The sequence below is a fragment of the Alicyclobacillus dauci genome (assembly GCF_026651605.1).
Taxonomy (GTDB): Bacteria; Bacillota; Bacilli; order Alicyclobacillales; family Alicyclobacillaceae; genus Alicyclobacillus; species Alicyclobacillus dauci.
Map to the genome: position 1 here is coordinate 1547662 of NZ_CP104064.1, position 22372 is coordinate 1570033.

Annotated in this window: 21 protein-coding genes; 13 read left to right on the forward strand and 8 right to left on the reverse strand. The window is 52.2% G+C overall.

From position 1 onward, the window contains the following. Positions 1–23: 23 nt before the first annotated feature. The gene (locus NZD86_RS07740) at positions 24–641 is read left to right on the forward strand and encodes an alpha/beta hydrolase (RefSeq protein WP_268045926.1); all 618 of its coding nucleotides are present in this window, start codon (positions 24–26) and stop codon (positions 639–641) included. A 248-nt stretch (positions 642–889) separates the two neighbouring features. Here NZD86_RS07740 and NZD86_RS07745 read toward each other — a convergent pair whose 3' ends face one another. From NZD86_RS07745 to NZD86_RS07760, 4 genes are all read right to left on the reverse strand, one after another. Then, positions 890–1342, reverse strand: coding sequence for an anti-sigma factor family protein (locus tag NZD86_RS07745; protein WP_268045927.1), 453 nt, complete (start codon positions 1340–1342; stop codon positions 890–892). Positions 1343–1405: 63 nt separating this feature from the next. Then, positions 1406–2239 (reverse strand): hypothetical protein, encoded by an 834-nt coding sequence (locus NZD86_RS07750; RefSeq protein WP_268045928.1) that lies wholly within the window; start codon positions 2237–2239, stop codon positions 1406–1408. 43 nt (positions 2240–2282) lie between these two features. Further along, the gene (locus NZD86_RS07755) at positions 2283–2792 is read right to left on the reverse strand and encodes an anti-sigma factor family protein (RefSeq protein ID WP_268045929.1); all 510 of its coding nucleotides are present in this window, start codon (positions 2790–2792) and stop codon (positions 2283–2285) included. Beyond that, positions 2779–3336 carry an RNA polymerase sigma factor gene (locus NZD86_RS07760; protein WP_268045930.1) on the reverse strand — a complete coding sequence of 186 codons (558 nt, stop codon included), beginning with the start codon at positions 3334–3336 and terminating at the stop codon, positions 2779–2781. The genes NZD86_RS07755 and NZD86_RS07760 overlap by 14 nt, the downstream gene beginning before the upstream one ends. A gap of 198 nt (positions 3337–3534) precedes the next feature. Here NZD86_RS07760 and NZD86_RS07765 point away from each other — a divergent pair, with 198 nt between their 5' ends. The 4 genes from NZD86_RS07765 to NZD86_RS07780 all read left to right on the forward strand — a co-directional run bounded on the left by NZD86_RS07765 (position 3535) and on the right by NZD86_RS07780 (position 7122). Beyond that, positions 3535–4152, forward strand: a complete 618-nt coding sequence (locus NZD86_RS07765) for a phosphatase PAP2 family protein (RefSeq protein WP_268045931.1) — start codon at positions 3535–3537, stop codon at positions 4150–4152. Between the two features lie 240 nt (positions 4153–4392). Further along, positions 4393–4758: a VOC family protein gene (locus NZD86_RS07770; RefSeq protein ID WP_268045932.1), complete on the forward strand. Its 366-nt coding sequence runs from the start codon at positions 4393–4395 to the stop codon at positions 4756–4758. 404 nt (positions 4759–5162) lie between these two features. Further along, entirely contained in the window at positions 5163–6149 is a 987-nt protein-coding gene (locus NZD86_RS07775) for a 2-hydroxyacid dehydrogenase (RefSeq protein ID WP_268045933.1), read from the forward strand. Positions 6150–6153: 4 nt separating this feature from the next. Then, positions 6154–7122 carry a type I phosphomannose isomerase catalytic subunit gene (locus tag NZD86_RS07780; protein WP_268045934.1) on the forward strand — a complete coding sequence of 323 codons (969 nt, stop codon included), beginning with the start codon at positions 6154–6156 and terminating at the stop codon, positions 7120–7122. 136 nt (positions 7123–7258) lie between these two features. On the opposite strand, the gene NZD86_RS07785 is transcribed toward NZD86_RS07780, so the two are convergent. Genes NZD86_RS07785 through NZD86_RS07800 form a run of 4 tightly spaced genes read right to left on the reverse strand, consistent with a single transcriptional unit; the run spans position 7259 to position 11789 of the window. Next, the gene (locus NZD86_RS07785) at positions 7259–8491 is read right to left on the reverse strand and encodes a DUF4129 domain-containing protein (RefSeq protein WP_268045935.1); all 1233 of its coding nucleotides are present in this window, start codon (positions 8489–8491) and stop codon (positions 7259–7261) included. After that, the gene (locus tag NZD86_RS07790; RefSeq protein ID WP_268045936.1) at positions 8491–9603 is read right to left on the reverse strand and encodes a DUF58 domain-containing protein; all 1113 of its coding nucleotides are present in this window, start codon (positions 9601–9603) and stop codon (positions 8491–8493) included. The genes NZD86_RS07785 and NZD86_RS07790 overlap by 1 nt, the downstream gene beginning before the upstream one ends. A gap of 3 nt (positions 9604–9606) precedes the next feature. Continuing rightward, positions 9607–10602 (reverse strand): AAA family ATPase, encoded by a 996-nt coding sequence (locus tag NZD86_RS07795; protein WP_268045937.1) that lies wholly within the window; start codon positions 10600–10602, stop codon positions 9607–9609. 20 nt (positions 10603–10622) lie between these two features. After that, positions 10623–11789 carry a mannosyltransferase family protein gene (locus NZD86_RS07800; RefSeq protein WP_268045938.1) on the reverse strand — a complete coding sequence of 389 codons (1167 nt, stop codon included), beginning with the start codon at positions 11787–11789 and terminating at the stop codon, positions 10623–10625. A 353-nt stretch (positions 11790–12142) separates the two neighbouring features. On the opposite strand from NZD86_RS07800, the gene NZD86_RS07805 reads away from it, so the two are divergent. The 8 genes from NZD86_RS07805 (at position 12143) to NZD86_RS07840 (ending at position 22371) form a co-directional block, all read left to right on the forward strand. Then, the gene (locus NZD86_RS07805; RefSeq protein ID WP_268045939.1) at positions 12143–14956 is read left to right on the forward strand and encodes a 2-oxoglutarate dehydrogenase E1 component; all 2814 of its coding nucleotides are present in this window, start codon (positions 12143–12145) and stop codon (positions 14954–14956) included. A gap of 65 nt (positions 14957–15021) precedes the next feature. After that, positions 15022–16245 (forward strand): 2-oxoglutarate dehydrogenase complex dihydrolipoyllysine-residue succinyltransferase, encoded by a 1224-nt coding sequence (odhB, locus tag NZD86_RS07810; RefSeq protein WP_268045940.1) that lies wholly within the window; start codon positions 15022–15024, stop codon positions 16243–16245. 263 nt (positions 16246–16508) lie between these two features. Continuing rightward, positions 16509–17807, forward strand: a complete 1299-nt coding sequence (locus NZD86_RS07815) for an ABC transporter substrate-binding protein (protein ID WP_268045941.1) — start codon at positions 16509–16511, stop codon at positions 17805–17807. Positions 17808–17827: 20 nt separating this feature from the next. Continuing rightward, entirely contained in the window at positions 17828–18700 is an 873-nt protein-coding gene (locus NZD86_RS07820; RefSeq protein WP_268045942.1) for a carbohydrate ABC transporter permease, read from the forward strand. Positions 18701–18714: 14 nt separating this feature from the next. Continuing rightward, on the forward strand, positions 18715–19524 hold the full coding sequence (locus NZD86_RS07825; RefSeq protein WP_268045943.1) for a carbohydrate ABC transporter permease: 810 nt from the start codon (positions 18715–18717) through the stop codon (positions 19522–19524). A gap of 18 nt (positions 19525–19542) precedes the next feature. Further along, complete coding sequence (locus NZD86_RS07830; protein ID WP_268045944.1) at positions 19543–20901, forward strand: L-fucose/L-arabinose isomerase family protein; 1359 nt, start codon at positions 19543–19545, stop codon at positions 20899–20901. A gap of 38 nt (positions 20902–20939) precedes the next feature. Further along, complete coding sequence (locus NZD86_RS07835) at positions 20940–21512, forward strand: 6-phosphofructokinase (RefSeq protein WP_268045945.1); 573 nt, start codon at positions 20940–20942, stop codon at positions 21510–21512. Positions 21513–21519: 7 nt separating this feature from the next. Further along, a complete protein-coding gene (locus tag NZD86_RS07840) occupies positions 21520–22371 on the forward strand; it encodes a class II fructose-bisphosphate aldolase (protein WP_268045946.1) in 852 nt (283 codons plus the stop codon). Position 22372: the final 1 nt, after the last annotated feature.

The following is a 22372-nucleotide window of genomic DNA, read 5'->3' on the forward strand; positions in this document are numbered from 1 at the left end:
CGAGGGATTGCGAGGTAAAATCAGTGGATTTTGTACACAAGTTTATACCATCGAAAAATGGTGACAACAAGGTTACGCTTGTTCTCTTACACGGAACTGGTGGGAACGAAGATGACTTGATACCACTTGGTCAATTCTTGTCACCAGACGCCTCGCTATTGGGAATCCGGGGTAAAGTACTGGAGAGGGGAGCCCCGCGATACTTTCGTCGGTTGTCTGAAGGGGTTTTCGACGAAGAAGATCTTATCTTTCGTACGCATGAATTGGCTCAATTTATCCAGGAAGCCGCGAAGACCTATTCTTTACGCTCGGACGGCCTGGTCGCCGTTGGGTATTCCAACGGAGCGAATATCGGGGCAAGTTTAATGTTGCTCGAGCCAACGGTCCTCAAGGCAGCCGTATTGTTTCGTGCCATGGTTCCGCTGGCACTGGAGAAGCTCCCAGACCTTCGCGGACGAAAAGTACTCATGCAATCCGGTGTCCTCGATCCAATTATTCCAGCCGCCAACAGCGAACGACTTGCTAAAATGCTCACCCAAGCAGGTGCTGACGTGACACTAAACTGGCAGAATACCGGGCACGGATTGTCAAATCCGGAGTTCCAGATTGCGAAGATGTGGGTGCATAGGTTGCCTTCGTGACGTTAATGTTCCCCATTCGAGTTCACGATTTTACTCGAAATGAACCCGTACGTGAGTCACGTTCAGAATTGGAAATGTTTACTCATATTACTACAGGGATCGCGATGGATTTTTCGAAGCTAAGGAACGAACTGCTGGAGATGTCGAAAACGAAGATGTGTTGGTCGTTGTTTACGAGATGACCCATGGTCGCCACGATTTGGACCGAGATTCATGTCAGAATTTTGGCCTATGCCAGGGCGGATTGTCTATAAGTGACGCAAGTCGTGACGAATGTGCGATCCGTCCATGAGCACGCGATGAGATACATGGTCCCATGCAGAATCACCGAGTACCGCAACGTGCGGGAGGTGTCCGGTGTGAACGAGTACGGCCAGCGTCATAGCTGCAATGGTTGCTGAAACGGAAAATGTCATAGCCCGGTTGCTGAAGCGCTTGATGGACAATCCAAGGGGCTGGACGCTCATCTGTAACTTTGCAGGAAATGGGATGACATGAGCCGGTTTTATCGCGTCTTCGAACACCGCGTCCGTTTCGTCGGGGACGTGCAACGACTGAATGATCTCGCGGTACTCAAATAAATCCTTTTGGCAAGTAGGACAGTTCTTTAGGTGCCGTTCGTACCGCTTGCGCATCAGTTCATCGCGCATTTCTCCCAGCGCGTAATCAAGACACAGGGAACAGAACTCCTCGTTAGCCAAACTATCCTCACCTTTGCTGCGAATTAGTAGTCAAACGTCAGGTACTTTCCATGCGTTCGTAATTTATGAGCGATCCGGTTGTCTTCGAAGCGACATAATGAACGTACTCGTCCCAGTGCACCACGCAACGGCAAACAATAATATTCCCACGACAGGTATATTTGATCCCGCTACAATGAGAATCGATCCGGTCAGCGCCAGGACTGACACGTGTGCATCAGCTCGGTACGGATGCAGAATCATACGTCCCAGAAAGACAGAAATATATGCAATGCCGATAAGGCCTAAGATGCCGTACAACAATGTGAGAATCACGGCGACAGGGAGACCGATCCCCGTTGCACCGAAGCCCACTATGAAGGCGAGAATGCCAAGTGATGCGACAATGCCGATGGCGAACATTTTGCGGACGGATCGCCCCAGCAGTGATAGTGGTTTGTGAAGCCATGACTTTAGTAAAACACTAAATGCGACCGATGAGAAGACCAGGAATACACTGGCTGCGAATTTTAGCAAGCTTGCAAGTGACACAAACGCGATCCCGAGGGCCAGATGGTTCAAAATACCGCCCGCCGGTGTGAAAAGGAGTGCGTTCCTCACGCTCGCTTGTTGAGATTTTGTGACCTTGCCACCGATGGCCAGTAATGTGTCCACATGCCCACCCGCTTCAATGCGAACATTGCAGTCAATGGCCACGAGGTTGTCTTGTACGTTCCCGGCAATATTGAGATCCTTTCCGATAACCATCAAATCGTGCAAATTTTGCCCTTTGTTGATGGTCACGACGTTCGTAGATGATGTCGGATTAGCGGTGTCCCCAAACACGGGCTGTGCAAACGACAGGATCCCGACAGTCAGTACAGACGTGATCACCGTAAGCAATTGCAATATACGCATGCCAAAACTTCTCGTGTCTCGTTTCATATCGACCTCTAGACCCCTATGCCGCATTTAGACGGCGGTAAATTCGGATGAGGAACAGACAACAAGCGATGGCGAAAGCAAAGCAGATAAGCGGGAGGACAATCGTGGTAGCTGATATCCCGCCCGACAAGTTTTGTCCTAGGAACTCCGAGCCCGTTTTCAGCCCTGACCAGAGAATCCGACTCATGGACCACGCAATCCGCCCAATCGGCGATACCACCATGCACACGATGCAAACTAGCATCGCCATGGTCGTGAGAAGACTTCCCCACGTGATCCGGAATCCGTAATGGGATTGCAACCGCTCCGCAATCGACATGGTGACTAGACGCTCAAGTGAAGCGGGGGCTTCAATGGTGGTTATTTCCCGCGCAAGAAAAGCTGATAGATCGCTAAATTCATGATACGTGGCTTGGCAACCTTCACAGGATTCGAGATGTTTGGATACGAGAGCCATCTCGTCCTCCGACAATTCTTTGTCGTAATACGCGGATATCTTCTGTGCGATGTCGTCACAGGTGATCATGGCTGTCATCACGCTCCCAGTGTTTCATTCGTGCTCGGAGACTTTGTCGCGCGGTGTGCAGGCGAGATCGAACAGTTCCGATGGGGATGCCGAGTATCTGAGCGATGTCTTGGTAACTCCGATCCTGCAATTCTCGCAGCACGATAATCGTGCGTTCTTCCGGTGTTAAGTCTTCCAGCAAATTCAGCACGTCGATCCGGTTTTCAACATCTCTAAATCCACCATATGTTTCATCCACAGCCGACTCCGCTACATCTTCCACTGTCGACACCGCGCGCGATTTTCGCTTTGCAGCGTCGAGTGCCAGTCTCGTTGCGATGGTGGCAAGCCAACTCGGGAAGGTCTCCAATTTGCGGAGTTGCTTGAGTGACAGGTATGCTCGCACAAATGTCTCTTGAGTAACATCTTCTGCTTCCATTCTGTCGCTGAGGATCGCGGCTGCGGTTTGCATGATGTAGTTCTTGTAATTGCGAACCAACAACGTGAATGCTTCCGTGTCCCCGCGCTTGGCTCTGCGGATCAGTTGGATGTCGGACTCTTCCACGCTGTAGTTCACCCCACAGTACCCGGAGGCCAAATGAATTCATTGCTTTGGACTCATCATAAAGACGGAAGACAAGCAAAAAAAGTTCACGGACCGCCATATGTTTTTCGTTCTCCCGCAGAGTCACAAAACGTTCACGAACTTTTTCCCACAGATGTCCGTCCTTTTCGTAGACACAAAACGAGAGGTGTATCAGGGTTGGATCGATTCGACTTATCACTGTACCACGCCATCAATGGACTGGCGGGTCATAATGCTGTATTGGACGACATCATGCGTTTTTTCGCTCAGTACGCCTTGGAAATATACGGATTACTGTTTATTGTTGCCTGGTTTGCACTGCCTAAGCCAGATCTGCGCAATCGACACGCGTTGGTCATGGCTGGGTTAGCGGGGATTCTCGCACTCATCATCAATGTGATTATCGCGCACATATGGTACAGATCGCGTCCGTTTGTCGTCCTTTCTCATGGGTCATATCAGCAATTGGTTCCACACAGTGTGGACTCTTCCTTCCCAAGCGATCACGCTTCAGGAAGCTGGGCCTTCGCCGGCGGATCGTGGGGGCGCGCGCCAAAGTGGATTCAGATTCTTTTCACGGCGATTGCCATTGTGGTCATGTTCGCACGCGTCTATGTAGGTGTTCACTGGCCGACGGACGTCCTGGCCAGCGTTCTCGTTGGTGCGATTGCGGGTCAGTTGATTCAACTCGTTTCCAAATTTGTATACCCAATCACATCGTGGGTTGCGCATCTGTTCCGCTTTGGCCTCCCAACGAGCAAAGTCGCCGGAGACAACGGGACCATGAATCATTGATTTAGAATGGACATCAACCTGTTTGGCGGGGCTCCGGGTATCCAGGTTCTGAATTCTGAAGCGGATTCGGCGGAGGCGATATTGGGTAGCCTCGCTATGAAACCGATCCCGGTTGCCACGCTATGCAAAATGTGGTGACCGGGATCGAGTTTGTTGATAACCTCTGGGTCCTAACAACTGGCGGGTATAGGATGAGTTTATCACGTACACTGATGAATCCGTCCGAAGGGGGCACCCCGCATGAAGTACGAGATTGAAGGATTACATCACGTTCAACTGGCTGCACCGAAGGGCACAGAAGAGGAAATTCGCGCTTTTTATGGCGGGCTTCTTGGGTTACGGGAAGTCGCTAAACCGGCGACACTGCAGAAAAATGGCGGTGTGTGGTTTGAGTGTGGAACGCACCGACTGCACATTGGCGTGGAAGCCGAATTTCGTCCAGCGAAGAAGGGACACCCAGCCATTCAGGTACGAGGCCTTCGCGCCTTTCGCACGGCACTAGAGGAGCGTGGCGTGACCACCGTTGACGCCGAGCCGATTCCCGGGGCGGATCGTTTTTACATCGCGGACCCATTCGGAAATCGAATTGAGTTGATTGAGTGGTAGTCGGCGTCTGGTAAGGCAGGTGCTTAAAGCCGGGACACGCGGGCAGCGGGCAGCGGGCAGCGGGCAGCGGGCAGCGGGGCTGCGGATAAGGCACCGCCATGCCCTTCTTCACCACAGTCCTGCTGCGTAATCTACACAGGGGAACACTATGCCTCAATTCGGACTTTTCAAGCCTTTGCACTACCGAAAGTAGCCACACAAAGGTATCGCGTTCCGTTAACGACTCGCAGATACCTCAACGGACCTCATTAAGGGCATGGCGTGCTCTTGTTGTGCCGGGCCCCGCCGCACCCACCGCACCCACCGCACCTGTCACACCCGAAACATTCAACCCACCCCCTACCCGTTTTTTCCGCCTGCGTGTACAGTAGAAGGAGATCCATGTGTTGGGGAGGTTATGCCTTGTGTTTCGCATTTGTTCAACAAGAAAACTGCCGCAACATGTACAAGACTATCTCACTACATACGCAACGCTGGATATATTGACGAAGGAACAGCGTGAATCGCCGGAAACGTTTGTGAAATACGCGGCTGATGCGGATGGGATCATCACTTCTGGCATGCGGATTGATGACGCGATCCTATCGCGCCTACCAAAATTGAAGTGTGTCAGTACGTCATCCGTCGGATACGATCACTTCGACACAGACGCACTTAAAAAACACGGCGTTTATGCTACTCATACACCGACCGTCCTCGACGAGACCGTTGCCGACTTGACGTTTGCGTTGATTCTCGCGACAGCACGCAGGGTTGTGGAACTGGACACGGTCGTTCGTGAGGGACGCTGGGCGGGGCGGCCAGCTGAATGGTTTTACGGCGTTGATGTACACCATCGCACGCTCGGCATCATCGGCATGGGGCGCATTGGTGAGGCCGTGGCAAGACGTGCTAGGCTCGGCTTTGAGATGGATGTGGTGTATCACAACAGATCGCGGAAGCCGGAAGTTGAGGAGAAACTTGGCCTGGAATACGTCTCGTTTGAGGAGTTGCTTGCAAAGTCGGACTTCGTCGTTCTCCTCACGCCGTTGACAGAAGCCACGAGGGGTCTCATGGATGACGCGGCCTTCCAGAAGATGAAATCATCCGCCATCTTTATTAACGTGTCACGCGGTGCAACCGTCAACGAACAGGCGTTGTTTAAGGCATTGTCAGAGGGTACCATTCGTGCTGCGGGTTTGGATGTCTTTGTGAAAGAGCCAACACCAACGACGAACCCACTCTTGTCGCTTCAAAACGTTGTTGTGTTGCCACACATCGGATCGGCTACGCATGCGACACGGGACGATATGGCCATGTTGGCAGCGACGAACTTGATAGCTGTACTGGAAGGAAGATTACAGGAGGCTCGTATCGTTCCCGAGCTTCAGTCACTGATAAAGGAGTCCTAAAAGCATGTTGCCCGTTAAATTCAGACCTGTCCCCATGGAACGGATATGGGGTGGGCACAAGTTAAAATCCACGTTTGGGGTCACACATGAAGCACCCATCGGGGAGTATTGGGTTGTCTCAGGCCATCCAAACGGGATGAGCGTGGTTTGTGAGGGACCGCTAGAGGGTAAAACGTTGAATGAACTGACGGCAGCCTACCCTGAGGCTTACCTAGGTACCTCGCATCAGTCGCGGTTTCCGTTACTGATTAAATTCCTTGAGGCTGAAGCAGATCTCTCTGTGCAAATTCACCCTGACGATGATTATGCACAACAGTATGAAGGGGACTTTGGCAAGACGGAAGCCTGGTACATTCTCGATGCGATAGAGGGCGGAAAAGTGAACTATGGGCACACGTTTGCCAGTCGGGAGGAGTATGAGAAGGCTGTTCAGAATGGGGCAGTGAAGGACTATTTAAGATATCGGGACATTCAAAAAGGCGATCTCGTCTTCGTCCCCGCACGAACTCTTCACGCACTCTTGGCTGGAACCATCGTCCTCGAAATTCAGCAGACGTCGGACGTTACCTATCGCGTCTATGATTGGGATCGGACGGATGCAAACGGCAAACCGCGCCAACTTCATGTGGATAAAGCGGCGCAGGTTCTGCAGTATGGGGCGGAGGATCCGGTAGTCAGCCCTGTGCAACTGCAGGAGGACGAGCACGTCCAACACTCGCGCTTGGTCGAGTGTCAATATTTCACGATTGAATCGCTTCGCGCTCGCAAGGCTGTTTCTCTCTCCATGGGACGCGAAGGGAACCCTGACGTTGTCATTGTCGCCGAGGGACAGGGCACCCTTCGGGCCAAGGTCGATGGTGACAACGTGACCATGTCCCTTCGTCCTGGCGATGCTGTGTTGATACCCGCCGATGTGGCAGCGTACCAAATCGATCCCAACGGTGACATGACACTCGTTCGTACATTTTATTGACAAGACGGGCCTGGGCCCGGCGGCCAATCAGGTGCTCTTGACGTTAGACTAACAAGCGGACACAGCCCGTTGGTTTACGAACTAATTCAATAACGAGGGTTGATATCCGCCGGGATTCGTGTGACGATTCTTTCAACTATACTTCGTTGCGACTGGATGACTGTCCATATCGAACGCGCTCATAGGCAGTCGTCAGTCGCTCATCTTCCTCACGCAATTCATCACTCGGCAGTCGGTCTAAGAACTCCCTTGGAGATTCCCAGCGTCCGATGGGATGGCCGTGATCATTCCACTGTTTCAGTCGCTTTTGATACTGTCTGCGCACCGGATCGTCCGTTTCTTCCAGTCGGAACACATCAATATTCCGATCTCGCTTAATCACCGCTGATGTAACTTTTGCTGCTCTCACCTGTTCGCTATCATCGGATTTTTCGGCTTGCCGGCGTCGCAGAATGAAAAACAAGGTGCCACTGAAGAGGATCAGGACGATTACCGCCCACACGATCCAATGAGCCGTTCCAGCGTGTTGAATTGGCTGCGGGAGTTGGTTCGGTTTGTTGACATGTTCTGGTGCCTGTTGTGGTGTCCGGTAGATGGGATGGGATTTGATTTTTACCATAACCCACTGTATGGCTGGCCAGAGTACGGGGAGGAGAATGAGTGCTAGGACAGCGCATATGGCAAAGGTGGCGCCAATGGCGACAAACGGTCCGACACTGCCAAATAGCAGAGCCAAAGTCAGCACACCTGCCCCGCTCATGACAAGCGAATCTTGATTGAGGTGTGTCGCGACGGCCTGTACGTGACGTGTAAAAGCCAACTGTCCGACCATGATTCCGACGGACATGACCAAGGTAAACACGATGTTTAAAGGAGTGACTGAGGACGGCAAAGGTGCATCGTTTAATACGTAGATGATGACACCAACAGCCGCTATTGCCGACATGAAGCGCAGGTTTAACACACACCCGTCACCGACATCCACTTGAAGCACATAGGGGAGTGCCAACCCGGCGCTTACCATAAGCGTAAAGGCGGTGACGATTGTCATACCGAGTGGAGTACTGAGAAGCACACCCAAAACAATCAGGACGAGGAGCCCAGCTAGTATGGAAAGCGTGAGTGCTGTCCGCCAGTGAAGTCGCTTCATGAGGCCCGTCATGGTCACTCCGGCCACCAAATTGGAGAGGAGAGGGCTGATTTGATAGATGTGCCACGACTGGTGTGTCCACGCAAATGTCATGGCGACGAAAAATGCCGCCATGCCGTTGAGCAAGCCCACTGAAAACTGAACGCGTGTGCTTAAGTCTGACCAAACACATCCTTGTAGCTGAGACGCATCCACAACTGATTCGAGATGGGCACGCATTAGTGAGTCGTCACCTCCACATTTTCAAACGAGCTGGTTGACGCATTGTCACCGGTCGATGATGGGGTGGCGGGGCTCTCTTGTTGCCGAATGAGATCGATGTGTTTTCCATAGCGGCGCAAGCGGTTCACGAGTTGTACCTGTTCGTCTGTTTCAAAAGCGCTGAACAGAACGATGTGCGGTGGAACAGCGTGCCGACGCTGAATGAGAAGATGGAGCAAAACGGTCAATGACTCGGCCGGGTACGGATGGGCATGGCCGAGTAGAGAGCGGATGGAGTGAACACTCATTCGCCCAAAGGTACAGTTCCCGCGTTGGCCGACAATGACCGCGTTGCTGGCAAACATGAGTTTGGCACCCATCCTTTCGTACGAATATGCGGCATATGTGACATAGTCACAAAACTGCTCAAATGGAGCCCGAATGGTCCCAGCCCAGTGCGGGTGTGTCGTTTGGGCATTTAGCACCAGCAAGACGTCCAGTTCGGTCGACGAATAGAACTCTTTGCTGACAAGCCGGCCAAGACGGGCGCTGGCTCGCCAGTGGATGTGTCGGGCGGGATCGCCTATTTGGTAGTTACGGACACCCTTGAACATCGTTTCATCCAAAAACAGGAGCCGGTCCAAGAGCTGTTCACCTTGTAGGGGTGTGGTCGCCTGCTGGTTGTTATACGGCTTTGGATCCGGTCGCACGGCGATGTTCGCGACAGGTTGATCATAGGCGTAAGCATGTCGAATGCCTAGTCCTTCATGCATTCGAACAAAGACGTCGCGCAGCGCGGCGGGCCCGCGACGTCGCCCGTACAGTGTGAACCCGATCTGGACACGTCGACGCATGAGGATGTACGTTGCAAAGCTGAGCGAGGCCTGGTGCCGATCCGGTGACACTGAGAGTTCGTCAGGTAATGTGACATGGACTTCTGCAAACGGCACGGGAAACCAAGATCGGTTGACGAGTGTCACGGTCAGGGGTACACCTTCTCCGATATCGCACTCATGCCTCGGAAAGTGAACGATACAGTCAATTTTCCCCTCAACACCGTTCTTCCACAGGACCGGCCAAATCCAGACGACGGCAATCAAAATCATGGTGAACCAGAGAACCACTAGCATTGCCTAAGCCTCTACACGTTCGTTTGGCACGGGGACGGATTCAAGTACGTCGCGAATAACTTGGCGAGCTCCGTCATCACCCATCCAATCGATGTTTAACCTGAGCCGGTGCGCAAGAATGGGTTCAATGGCGCGTTTCACGTCATCCGGAGTGACGAACGTTCGACCCGCAATATAACTCAAAGCCTGTGAATATTGTGTTAAGGCGACGATGGCGCGGGGACTGGCGCCAAGTAGCACTTGGTCATGTTCACGCGTTGCTCTACACAGATTGACGAGATAGCGGAGTACGGCGTCACTGACGTGTATATTGCGGACTTCATCCTGTGCGGCCTGTACCCGTTCTTCATCAAAGATGGCCTTGAGTTCCAGCCTGCCTTGTTGGACGACGCGACGTACCATGTCCATTTCTTCGTCCGCTGAGATGTAGCCCAATTTCAGTTGTACTAAAAACCGGTCCAGTTGGGCCTCCGGTAAGGGGAATACACCTTGCGATTCGATCGGATTGGCTGTCGCGATCACGAAAAATGGCTGGGGCAGGGGATACGTGACACCATCTGCTGACACTTGACGTTCCGCCATCGCTTCGAGCAGGGCCGATTGAGTTCGAGGCGTCGCTCGGTTGATCTCGTCCATGAGGAGCACGTTCGTGAAGACCGGACCACGATGAAATTCGAAGTCGTTATCCTGGGGGTGAAAGACGGTTGCTCCGACGACATCGGCCGGCAATAGATCAGGTGTGCCCTGAATACGACGGAAGTGAAGGCCGAGTACTTGAGCGAGGCTTGCTGCCAGTGTCGTTTTTCCTGTTCCAGGAACATCTTCGAGCAATACGTGTCCACCTGCCAGGCAAGCCGCAACCACCAATTCCAGGGTGGCTTTCTGCCCAACGAGTTTTTGTGACAGTTGTTCGATAAGGGAAGGAATCTGTGCTTGAATTTCTGTAGTCGAGGGCTGGTTCAACAAGGACACCCTTTCATTTTCGAGCAAATCTGACAACCTCTATTGTACCTCCTATTTTACTGAAAAAACCAGCCGTGGGTGAACAGCATGGTGCCGTAGGCTGCGTACATCGCGAATCCCCCAACGAACAGATACGACCATGGCAAGCGATGCTTTGTGGGATCGGATTGAAGATTAGGTACGACGAGATAGGCGGGCCAAAGTACGCAAAAGAACCGTAAGACGCTTTTCAGTGGGTAGCCTGGAATATACGCACACAATCCAAGCAAGAGAATGGAGACCATCCAAAGGGCTGTCTCACGACTGAATAAAATCTGCTCCGGGGAGGCCACGCGCCACTTCGCGTCACGGGAAAACGATCTGGCGATGTGCATGATAGCCAGGAAGGTTACAACGATTACCATCAGTGCATTCAGCGAAAACTGCCTCTGTAGGATGGTGTCAAGTATGTTTACAAAAGGGAATCGCCATTCACGTGACCAACTGCTTTCGGCATGCAGCAGTGCAAATGGCGTGTGGAAATGCGACCACAGATACGTTTCATAGAGGACCGGAGGCAGGATAGCTACGATGACGTAACCCGCGAACCGTGTCCATTGGTGGAGACGAAGGTAGCGCAAGGCGAAAAAAATGGTGAAAGCGCCGAGATCGTGTACGCTGGTAGCAAGTCCGACGCCGGTGAGGGACAGTGCGTAACCGACGCGAGATGCTCCCTTCTGAAGACCGGTCATGATGAGCAACACGGCGAGCACGGTGAAAGTTTCTGTGTACAGAGAACTGAAAAAAATGGAGCACGGGTTAATGGCAAAGAGCACGGTCGCCTCGAGAGCCAGACGTGGGTGCTCGCGTTCGACGATACCATAGAGCAACCAAAGAGACAGCAGAAACAAAACATTGATGAGGACAAGCGTTCCAATTGGTGTTAAAACATGAATGATGATTGGTAATCCTGGAAAGAATGCTGCTGCTCGATATGGAGGGTAAAACGGGATGGTGTTCCCGGTTGCGACAAAGGATCTCTGTACGGATAAAGGAAACGTGTAGCCAAAATGGGCAATGTTGATAAGCCACTCCGAGTCCCATTGCATAAGATGATCCGCCCACGTGCCGGATAGGGAAAGCACGTTTGGCGACGTGGGGAAGGGCGCAACAAGGCCGAGGTAGAGGACAACGAAATGAAACAAAGCAGCGAGCAGAACGTGTTTGGTTCGTGCGGATATCATGAACCATCGACTCCATTTATAACAAGATTATCATCTCAGTTTGCCATGATTTTTGTTTCGTGGAGCTTGTTTGTGTGAAAATTTACCTACATTATGACAAGGTCAATCTTTGTGGACAATTGGATTTTCCGCTTTGCTACTGGTCTTCATGGCGGGATCGAGTATAATTTGATCAGAATTTGACGTTCTTCGACATTTTGCGTGAGAATTCCGAGTGTGGTATACATAGTGATCGGAATTGGGATTTGTTATCCCCCTAAAAGGGCGGACTATCTATTTGTCCATGCAAAGTGGAGCCAAATGGTTTATGGTATTCGTGGTACGCCCAGAGAAACGGAAGAAGGGGTTTACAGATGGAGAACGAACACCCAGCAGATAACCAATCATTCTGGCAACAATTTTTTGGGCCGAACTTCGGGTACATTCTCGAACTGTATGAACAGTACAGAGAAAACCCAGAGTCGGTCAGTCAGGAGACGCGTGCGCTGTTTGATTCCTACGGGGACCCAAACACGGCCGTTGCGCTGGGAGTAGAGACAACGCTTTCGGCAGGGCAGACAAATGCATTATCAGTCTCTCCTGAACGGATTGCAAAGGCGATTGAATTTGCCCGCAACATCCGGATTTATGGTCACTCAGCAGCCACGACCGACCCCATTTATGAATCGCAACAATCTCCTCAACTGGATGCTTCCGCTTATGGGTTAACGGAAGCGGACCTCAGTCAGATTCCCGCAAACGTCTTCGTGTCAACCGCACCGTCCAATGTGAGAACGGGACGAGATGCAATTGAACATTTGCGGAAAGTCTATGCCGGTCGACACGGCTACGAATTCAATCACATTCCTGATCAAAATGAGCGTGCCTGGCTAGAAGCGCAAGTGGAAGGCGGCAAGGTCTTCAAGCCGTTATCTGCTGACGAGAAGAAGACACTTCTTCGCAGTCTAGCTGAGACGGAGCTGTTTGAGAAGTTCCTGCACCGCCGATTTGCCGGTCAAAAGCGCTTTTCTGTAGAAGGCTTGGACGCATTGGTGCCAATGGTTCAGACACTCGCGAATGACGCCGTCGAGAGCGGTATTGATAATATTGTCATCGGTATGGCCCACCGCGGTCGCTTGAATGTTTTGGCGCATGTACTTCACAAGCCGTATGAAAAAATCTTCTCTGAGTTCCATGGGGGAAACAACCTGGCGAGCGAAGAGGAAATGAAGTATTACGAGATGGGCTGGGGTGGAGACGTCAAATACCACCAAGGTTGGCGCCATCAGTTTAAGAAAGCGGACGGCAGCATCGCTCGCTATGTACTCGCAAACAACCCAAGCCACTTGGAAGTCGCCAATCCGGTCATCGAAGGAATGGCTCGTGCGGCACAGGAGGATCGCACACAACAGGGTGCTCCTGCCTTGAACGTGGATAGGGCGTTGCCGATTGTCGTTCACGGTGATGCCGCGTTCGCGGGCGAGGGTGTTGTCACAGAGACCATGAACTTCTCACAGATTGAGGGTTACTACACGGGCGGCACGGTTCACATCATCGCCAACAACCACGTTGGATTTACGGCGGATCCCGAGCAAGGTCGGTCGACCCGGTATGCAAGCGATCCAGCGAAAGGCTATGAAATCCCGATTGTTCACGTCTCGGCGGATGACCCGGAAGCTTGTTTGGCAGCCGTCCGGTTTGCATTCCTTTACCGTGAGACGTTCCATAAGGATTTTCTCATTGACTTGATCGGTTATCGTCGCTGGGGGCACAACGAAGGTGACGACCCGAGCATGACGCAACCTGTGCTGTACAACCAGATCAGTCATCACGCAACCATCAAAGAACTCTATGCGCAGGCATTGAAGAATGAAGGCGTCGTCAATGAGGACGAGGTGTCGGCGATGGACAAAGCCATCAATGACGAGCTGTTGGCGGCTTATCAAAAGATGGGTGATGTCCACGATAAGCCACTGGTGGAGGATTTCTCTGCGCCAACCGCTGACGTTCCGCAAGTGAGCCTGGACACGTTACGCGAGATCAATGCCGCACTCCTCCAAACACCGTCCGATTTCACGACGTATCCGAAGCTGAGAAAGATTCTCGATCGTCGTACGGATGCCATCGACAACGGTGACATCGATTGGGCGCATGCCGAGTCTTTGGCGTTTGCAACCATTCTTCAGTCGGGAACGCCCATTCGGTTGACGGGTCAAGACTCTGAGCGCGGTACGTTCGGTCAACGTCACTTAGTCCTACACGACGCGAACAACGGAAATAAGTACACACCGCTGCAACACCTTCCGGGTGCGAAAGCGAGCTTCATCGTATACAACAGTCCCCTAACGGAAACTGCCGTTGTTGGTTTTGAATACGGCTACAATGTAGATGCGCCAGAAGCACTTGTTCTCTGGGAAGCACAGTTTGGTGACTTCGCCAATGTTGCTCAACCGATGTTTGACCAGTTTCTCGCAGCTGGTCGGTCGAAATGGGGAGAGGCTTCCGGTCTTGTTTTACTGCTTCCTCACGGTTATGAGGGTCAAGCTTCGGAACACTCTAGCGCCCGCGTTGAACGGTTCTTGCAGCTTGCGGCGAAAAACAATATGTTCATCGCGAACGTAACGACATCGGCTCAGTACTTCCATTTGCTTCGTCTTCAGGCTGCACGGCTGGGAGACAACGCTCGTCCACTCGTCGTCATGACGCCAAAGAGCTTGCTGCGCAACGCTCGAGCTGCATCGAAGGGAAACGACTTGGCTCAAGGGAAGTTCGAGACCGTGCTCTGGGCTGACGAGCGGAAGAGCAGCAAGAAGGTAACACGGCTTATTCTGTCGAGCGGTAAAGTCGGCGTGGACTTGACCACGGAACTGGATAAGCGCGAAGATGATTTCTCCTGGTTGGCGACGGCGCGCGTTGAGCAGTTGTATCCATTTCCAGCGGATCGCTTGCAGGAGATTTTCAGCAAATACGAGAATCTCCAAGAAGTTGTCTGGTTACAGGAGGAACCTCATAATGCAGGTCCGTGGTCATTTGTCGAACCACGTTTGCGTGCAATGTTACCGGCAGGCGCGACATTGCATTATGTTGGTCGTCCGGAACAGGCCTTTGCAGCGGAAGGATCCCCAGATGTACACAATGCTGAGCAAGCGCACATTTTGAACGTCGCTTTAACGCAACGGTCGCTGTAACTACGACGTGTGTCCGATAGGGTTTAGCTTTTTCGGACCTCTTTGAGTGAATGGAGGAAACGCAAGTGGCAGAGGTAAAGGTACCAACGCTCGGTGAATCGATTGTCGAGGCTACGATTGGCCAATGGTTGAAGAACGAAGGTGACGCTGTTGAGTCAGGCGAAGCCATCGCTGAGTTGGAAACGGACAAAGTCAACCTTGAAGTGATTGCAGAAGAGGCTGGCGTTCTGGCCTCCATCACAAAGCAGGCTGGGGACACAGTTGCAATCGGCGATACCATCGCCATCATTCAAGCAGGTGCAGCTGGTACAGCAGCGCCTGCAGCACCCAAAGCCGAAGAACCGAAGCAAGCGGATCCGGCGCCAAAGGCAGCTCCGGCACCGGCACAGCAGGCAGCTCCAACTGCATCTGTTCCACCAGTTGCAGGTAGTGGCGTCCGGGCAACGCCTTCTGTTCGTCGTGCAGCCCTGGAAAAGGGAATTGACATTAACCAAGTTCAAAGTGGACGCGTCGAGTTAGGCCATTTGGCCGCTCCAGCGGCAAAAGTACCGGCTGCAGCACCAGCGTCGGCACCAGCAACCACGGAACGGACCGATGAAGAGCGTGTTCGCATGACCCGCCGTCGTGCGACCATCGCAAAGCGTCTTGTTGAAGTACAACATACTGCCGCAATGTTGACGACGTTTAACGAAGTGGACATGAGTGCAGTCATGGACGTCCGGAAGCGCCGCAAAGAGGCATTCAAGGATAAGCATGGCGTTGGTCTTGGCTTTATGTCGTTCTTTACGAAGGCAGTCGTCGGTGCACTCAAGCAGTTCCCTCGCTTGAACGCTGAAATTCAAGGCGAAGACATGATCATTAAGCACCACTACGATATCGGCATCGCAGTGTCTACCGAGGGTGGACTTGTTGTTCCGGTTGTCCGCAATGCGGATCGACTCACGTTTGCAGACATTGAAGGTGAAATTGCGTCATTGGCTGCGCGTGCTCGGGACAACAAGCTCGGTATTGAAGACCTGCAAGGAGGCACGTTCACCATCACGAACGGCGGCACGTTCGGCTCTTTGATGTCGACACCAATTTTGAACGCGCCGCAGGTCGGTATCCTCGGCATGCACGGCATCCAACAACGACCAGTTTCCATTAACGGGCAAGTGGAAATTCGCCCGATGATGTACTTGGCACTGTCATATGATCACCGTATCGTGGACGGCAGTGAAGCCGTTCGGTTCCTCGTGGCTGTCAAGCAAATGATTGAGGATCCGGAATCATTGTTGATTGAAGGCTAAGACATCGAACGGGAAAATTTGAGTTACCAGAAGTGCAGGGAAGAGATTCGGGATCTCTTCCCTGTTTTTTTGATGGACATGATTGCGATTGGTGCCATAAACCTGATGAAATAATGTCCCTACCGACAATCTACATCTAACTTCCTATGGTAATACCTCATACTTATGATTTGGAATTGCAAGCCCCCTCATTGATGGACCCTTTTATGCATATTAGTTAGCAAGCACAAAGTCTAGAGAATTATCGGGGGGTAGGTATGGGGATGAAAAAGTCTAAAATCGCTCTTGGCGTGTTTCTAGTCGGCGCACTGACGGCCGCCGTTGGCTGCGGAAGTGGCACCAGTGGTAGTGGAGGAAACGGAACGGGTGCGAACGGTGGCGGGAGTTCCACTAACAGCAGCACGAAGCAAACGATCACTTTCCTTCACTGGCGTGGCGAGGACGTTCCGACCTTCAACAAGATTATCAGTGAGTTTGAACAAAAAAACCCGAACATTACGGTACAAATGCAGGTCATTCCTTCGGACCAGTACATCGCACAGGCACAGGCCAATCTGACGGGTTCACACGGTGCGGACGTGTTCACATCGTTTCCGGGTGCTGAGTTTACTGCGATTGCGAAAGCAGGGCTGTACACTGATTTGAGTGGGCAAGCATTTATTCAAGACTACAATTCAAATCTCCTTGGTTCCGGTCAGCAGGACGGTAAACAACTGGCCGTCCCGTATCAAGTCGTCTTCAACATGCCCGTCTATAACCAGGACTTGTTCAGTAAGCTGGGTTTACAGCCGCCGACGGACTGGAACGGGTTCCTCCAGTTGTGCCAGAAGCTGAAGGCTAACGGTGACACGCCTATCGTTTTTGCCGGTAAAGTCAGCGCGGGTCAGTTCTTCAATGACATGGTTATGAATAACGTGCCGGATCCGAAAGTGTTTACGGGTCTGCTTGACGGATCGTCCAAGTTGACCGACTCAGGATTTCTGAAGACATTCCAGCAACTGAGTGAACTTGCGAAGAAGGGCTACTTCCAGAATGGACCGCTCGGCACGTCGCAAGATGCCGCTACGGCGATTTTTGCCCAGGGCAAATCAGGCATGCTGGCACTCGGTTCCTATCAAATCACGCCGGTGAACAAGGACAACAACAGTGCATTTAAGATGGGGCTAATGGCACCGATCACGACGGACAGCCCAGACCAAGCAAAGTATGTCGGCATCGATACAACGACGTTTATGCTCGGTGTCAATGCAAAATCGCAACACAAGGCCGCCGCAGAGAAATTTATCGACTTCCTGTCGCAACCGGACATTGCAGCTGAATACGCAAACGGAACATCACAGATGGTCACCGTTAAGAATGTGAACTACACTGATCCCGCTTTGAAGGCAATGGAACCGGAACTCACCAAGGCATTACGCTTCCAACCCATGTACACCCTGACCAATCAGCAGGTCGTTGATGCAGTTACAAACACGGTTGAAGACGTCATTTCGGGGACTGATCCGACGGCAGCAGCAGAAAAGGGACAAAAGGCGATCGATCAAGCCCTCAGCCAAAAATAACTGCTGAGAGGAGGCAAGTTGTGAAGACGAAAAAGTCGATCTACTTGTTCATGATTCCAGGTGGCCTATTGTTCCTCGTGTTTTTCGCCGTCCCAACCATCTACGGGCTGTCCTTGAGCTTCACCAATTGGGACGGCTTATCGAATGGATTCAAGTGGGTCGGCTTCAGTAACTACGTCAATCTATTTACGAACGACACGACATTTCACCAAGCGGTCGGGAACACGCTGAAGTTTGTCGTCAGTGTCGTCATTATCCAGTCGTTTTTCTCGCTTGTCTTTGCCTTGATTCTACTTAGAAATACAAAAGTGAACGTCTTTTTGAGAACTCTGTACTTTTTCCCGACGATCCTCGCGTCTGTTTCTGTCGCCTTTATCTGGACATTTATATACGACCCAAATATCGGGATTCTCAATGCCGTTCTCAAGATAGTTGGACTTGGACATCTAGCGCATGCTTGGATTGGCGATCCCACCATGGTCATATACAGTCTGGCCATGGCCGAAATATGGGCACATACTGGGCAATTGCTCATCATTTATCTGGCGGGACTACAACAAATCCCAGTTGAGATGAATGAAGTTGCCCGCATAGAAGGGGCCAGTCGCTGGCAGATATTCTGGAAAGTTACGTGGCCGTTACTTACCCCGGCGACAACGATTGTGGTTGCCTACACGACGATTCAGTCGTTCCGAGCGTTCGACTTGGTATACGCCATGACGAACGGTGGACCCGGATCGTCGTCGGAAATTTTGGCGACATACATTTACCACCAGGCATTTCAGTACAACCATGTAGGTTACGCGTCTGCAGTGGCCATGATTTTCATGGTCGTCATCGCTATCATTACCATGCTTCAATTCGGCATCTTGCGGTTTCGTAAGAGTGCATAAGCGAGGGAAATACCATGAGATGGTTGCGAATACCGCTGGTATGGATCTATGCACTACTCATTCTGATTCCCGTCGCGGTGGTCATAGAGAGCAGTTTTAAGTCTTTGGTAGATTTATACGCCAACCCGCTGTGGCCAAGTTCTGGATTAACCACCGGTGCCTACCATACCTTGACGTCAGAAGTACCCCTGCTGCACTATTTCGTCAACAGCGCGGAAGTGACCGTTGCGGCGCTCGTAATGGTGCTTTTGTTTGGAGCGATGATTTCCTACGCAATACTTCGGCTTCCACGAGTTTTGGGGTACGTCGTTTACGGAGTGTTTTCTGTCGGCATGATGATCCCCACACAAGTCAACATGATTCCAGTTTACCTGGAAATGACCAAACTCAATTTAGTCGACACGTTAGGTGGGCTCATCCTTGTCGAGGCTGCATTCCTCATGCCTGTATCCGTGTTCATCATCGGCGGTTTCATGCGGACCATGTCTCGTGAGCTACTGGAAGCAGCGACCGTCGATGGTGCGAACGAGTGGCAGATTTTCTGGCGGATCGCGACGCCATTGTCATTACCGTCCGTTGCAAGCACGGCGATTTTTGGTGGGGTTATCGTATGGAACGATCTCCTCTTCCCTTTACTGCTCACCAAGAGCAACACGAATCGCACGATCCCGCTCGCACTATTGAGCTTCACAGGTGAATATCAGACGAACTACCCAGTGATTTTTGCTGGCGTTTTGCTCTCAAGCATTCCCATGGTCGTTCTCTACGTATTCTTGCAGCGCTACTTTATCGCGGGCATGACAGCGGGTGCAGTGAAGGGTTGACAGAAGGAGGGAAACTCGGTGTTTTCATGTGAGTCGATACCCCGTATTGGCTTCCTTGGCTTTGGGCGCAAGACGTTCGACATGACGTTGGCCCAAACTGCCTTGCACGATTCTATTGGCTATTTAAACGATATTGCTACGGTGTCTCGTGCGGTCGACCAACTGGTAACGGATCCAGCCAGCGTATCGGAGGCTGTACGGGGGTGGGAGGAAGACATTGATGTTGTCGTCGTACAACTGACCACGTTTGTGGACGGGCGATTTGTTGAAGAGCTGGCCCGATCTGTCAATAAGCCTGTGATCGTTTGGGCCGTTCGTGAACCTGTGATGGGCAAGACACAACGTCTGTCCCTCAATTCGTTGACCGGGGCCAACATGGCGGGACACACACTGATGAAGCTGTCCCGGCGGTTCCACTTTATCTTCGGCGCCGTTCATGAACCGGCGCTGACGAAACAATTTGTTGAAAAGCTGCGGATGGAACAGGTCGTAGATGACATCCATCACTTTACGGTTGCCATGCTTGGGGACATACCGGACGGGTTTGATTTCAGCTTACCGAGTCAACGGATCCAAGAACAGTTGGGAATGCGGATCATTCATCTCGATCTCACCGCAACATTTCAAAGAGCACTCGAGTTGGATGATCGGGTTATTGCGGAAATCTTGCAAAGCGTTCGATCTCGTATTGCTAAATTGGGGGAATTACCCCAGGAGAGTGTAGTCAAGTTCGCAAAAATGCATCACACGCTCTTGGGGGAACTCCGTGCTCACAATGCCCAAGCGGTGGCTGTAAGGTGTTGGCCGGAATTTTTCACGCAGTTTGGGGCGGCGGCCTGTTCGACCCTGTCAATCCTCACGGAAGATGGGTTTATGGGTGCATGTGAAGCGGATGTGCTCGGGGCACTGTCCATGCACGTGTTGAGCCGTTTGACAGCGTCACCTGCGTATTTGGGCGATTTGGTGGAGATCGATGAAGAAACTGGGAGTGTTGTGTTTTGGCACTGTGGCGCAGGAGCACCTACACTTGCACGTTCGGACACGGGGGCTCAGGCAGGTGTTCATCCGAACAGGCAGATCGGATTTACCATGGAATTCGGTCTAAAGCCAGGGGAGGTGACCATTTTTCGCATCGGCGAAACGGCCGACGGCAACGTGCGAGTCCTCGTTGGGAAAGGTCGTGTACTTGATGTGCCGCAACGTTTTTTCGGGACGTCTGCCAAGGTCCGACTCGATGGAACCGGTGAAGTGCTAAAGCGTGTCCAGCGTGTGTTTGAAACGGGTATGGAGCCGCACTACGCAATGGCCTACGGTGACGTTGTCGACCAACTGAGTTGGCTCTGTGACCACCTCAACATTCCTGTGACGTATTTCTGATCTGTTCGCGAAAGGAGGAACGGCCTTGAAGGTAGCCATTGGTCAGTTTGGTGGACCTACACCCGTTCTCAACGCCTCTTCACTTGGACCACTTGACGAAGCGGATTAAGGAGGAAATTCGCGACAAGGGCAGCGCCCTCATCGTCGTGGCTGAAGGCGTGTCGTTGCCCGGCGGTGACGTTTTGACGCAGGCGGGCAAGAAGGGGGGCAGTTCGGCTGATTTCGTGTTTGGCGGTGTAGGGGCGTGGATTGCGCGGTACATTCGCCAACGGCTGCACGTTCACGTACGCTACGAAAACCTCGGTTTACTGCCAAGGTGTTGTTCAAGAACGGCTACGGGGCGTGATCGGGACGAGGCTAGAGAACTTGGCGCCAGCGGCGGAAAAGCTGTTCTGCAGGGAGAATCCGGACACATGGTTGGATTGGTGGGTCCCACGCCTGATGGTGAAGACCTGACGGTTACTTCTATCCCACTGCGTGCTGTGGCCGGCATTGAACGCCCCTTGCCGGCACATTTTCAAGATTTGGGTCCCGCTTTTCAGAGCTGGTTGCGTCCGCTTTTAGATTGGGACCAATTTGCTTCGTACCACAGATTGTTTCGGGAGAGGTGAATGCATCGTGCCCCTTTATACCGGTACCATTCTCAAACGAGCATACGAAGAACGTTATGCCGTGCCCGCCTTCAGCGTTCACAATTACGCAATGATTGAAGCCGTCGTCGAGGAAGCAAGGGAGTTGCAGGTCCCCGTGCTCATCCAAATCGGTCAAAGGGCCATTCGCTACGGTCAAATGCGCTCCCTGCAAAACCATATTGCCCTGCAAGCCGCGGTGTCACCATATCCTGTCGTCAGCCATCTCGATCACTGCCACGACTTCGAACAAATCATTGAAGCGCTGCGGGCGGGTTTGACTTCCTGCATGATCGACGCGTCTATGCGCACGCTTGACGAAAACATCCTGCTAACGAGAAAAGTCGTCGAGGCTTGCCACGCAGTTGGGGTTCCTGTGGAAGGCGAGTTAGGTGCCATTGGCGGAGTGGAAGACGATGTTTCGGTAGCGGACGACGAAGTCGTGTTCACGGCACCTGACGTTGCAGAGCGGTACGTTCGCGAGACGGGTGTCGATTCGCTGGCCGTCGCCATTGGTTCCGCTCACGGGATGTACAAGCGTGAACCAAGTCTCGATCTCGACCGCCTCGCCGCCATCAACCGCCACTGCGGCATTCCCCTGGTTCTCCATGGCGGATCGGGAATTCCAAGGTGGCAAATCCAGAAAGCCATTCAATTCGGCATTTCGAAAATCAACTTTGATACGGAATTGAGATTGGCATACCTTGAAGGATTGAAAAGCGGCTGCGAACGACACTCGGATGATCCATTCCAGGCGGAGCAAATAGCAAAAGAGCGCCTGCGAGAAGTTATCCGGGAGAAAATTCACTGGTCTTTTCCTGGCGGATTGGTGCAGAGATAGT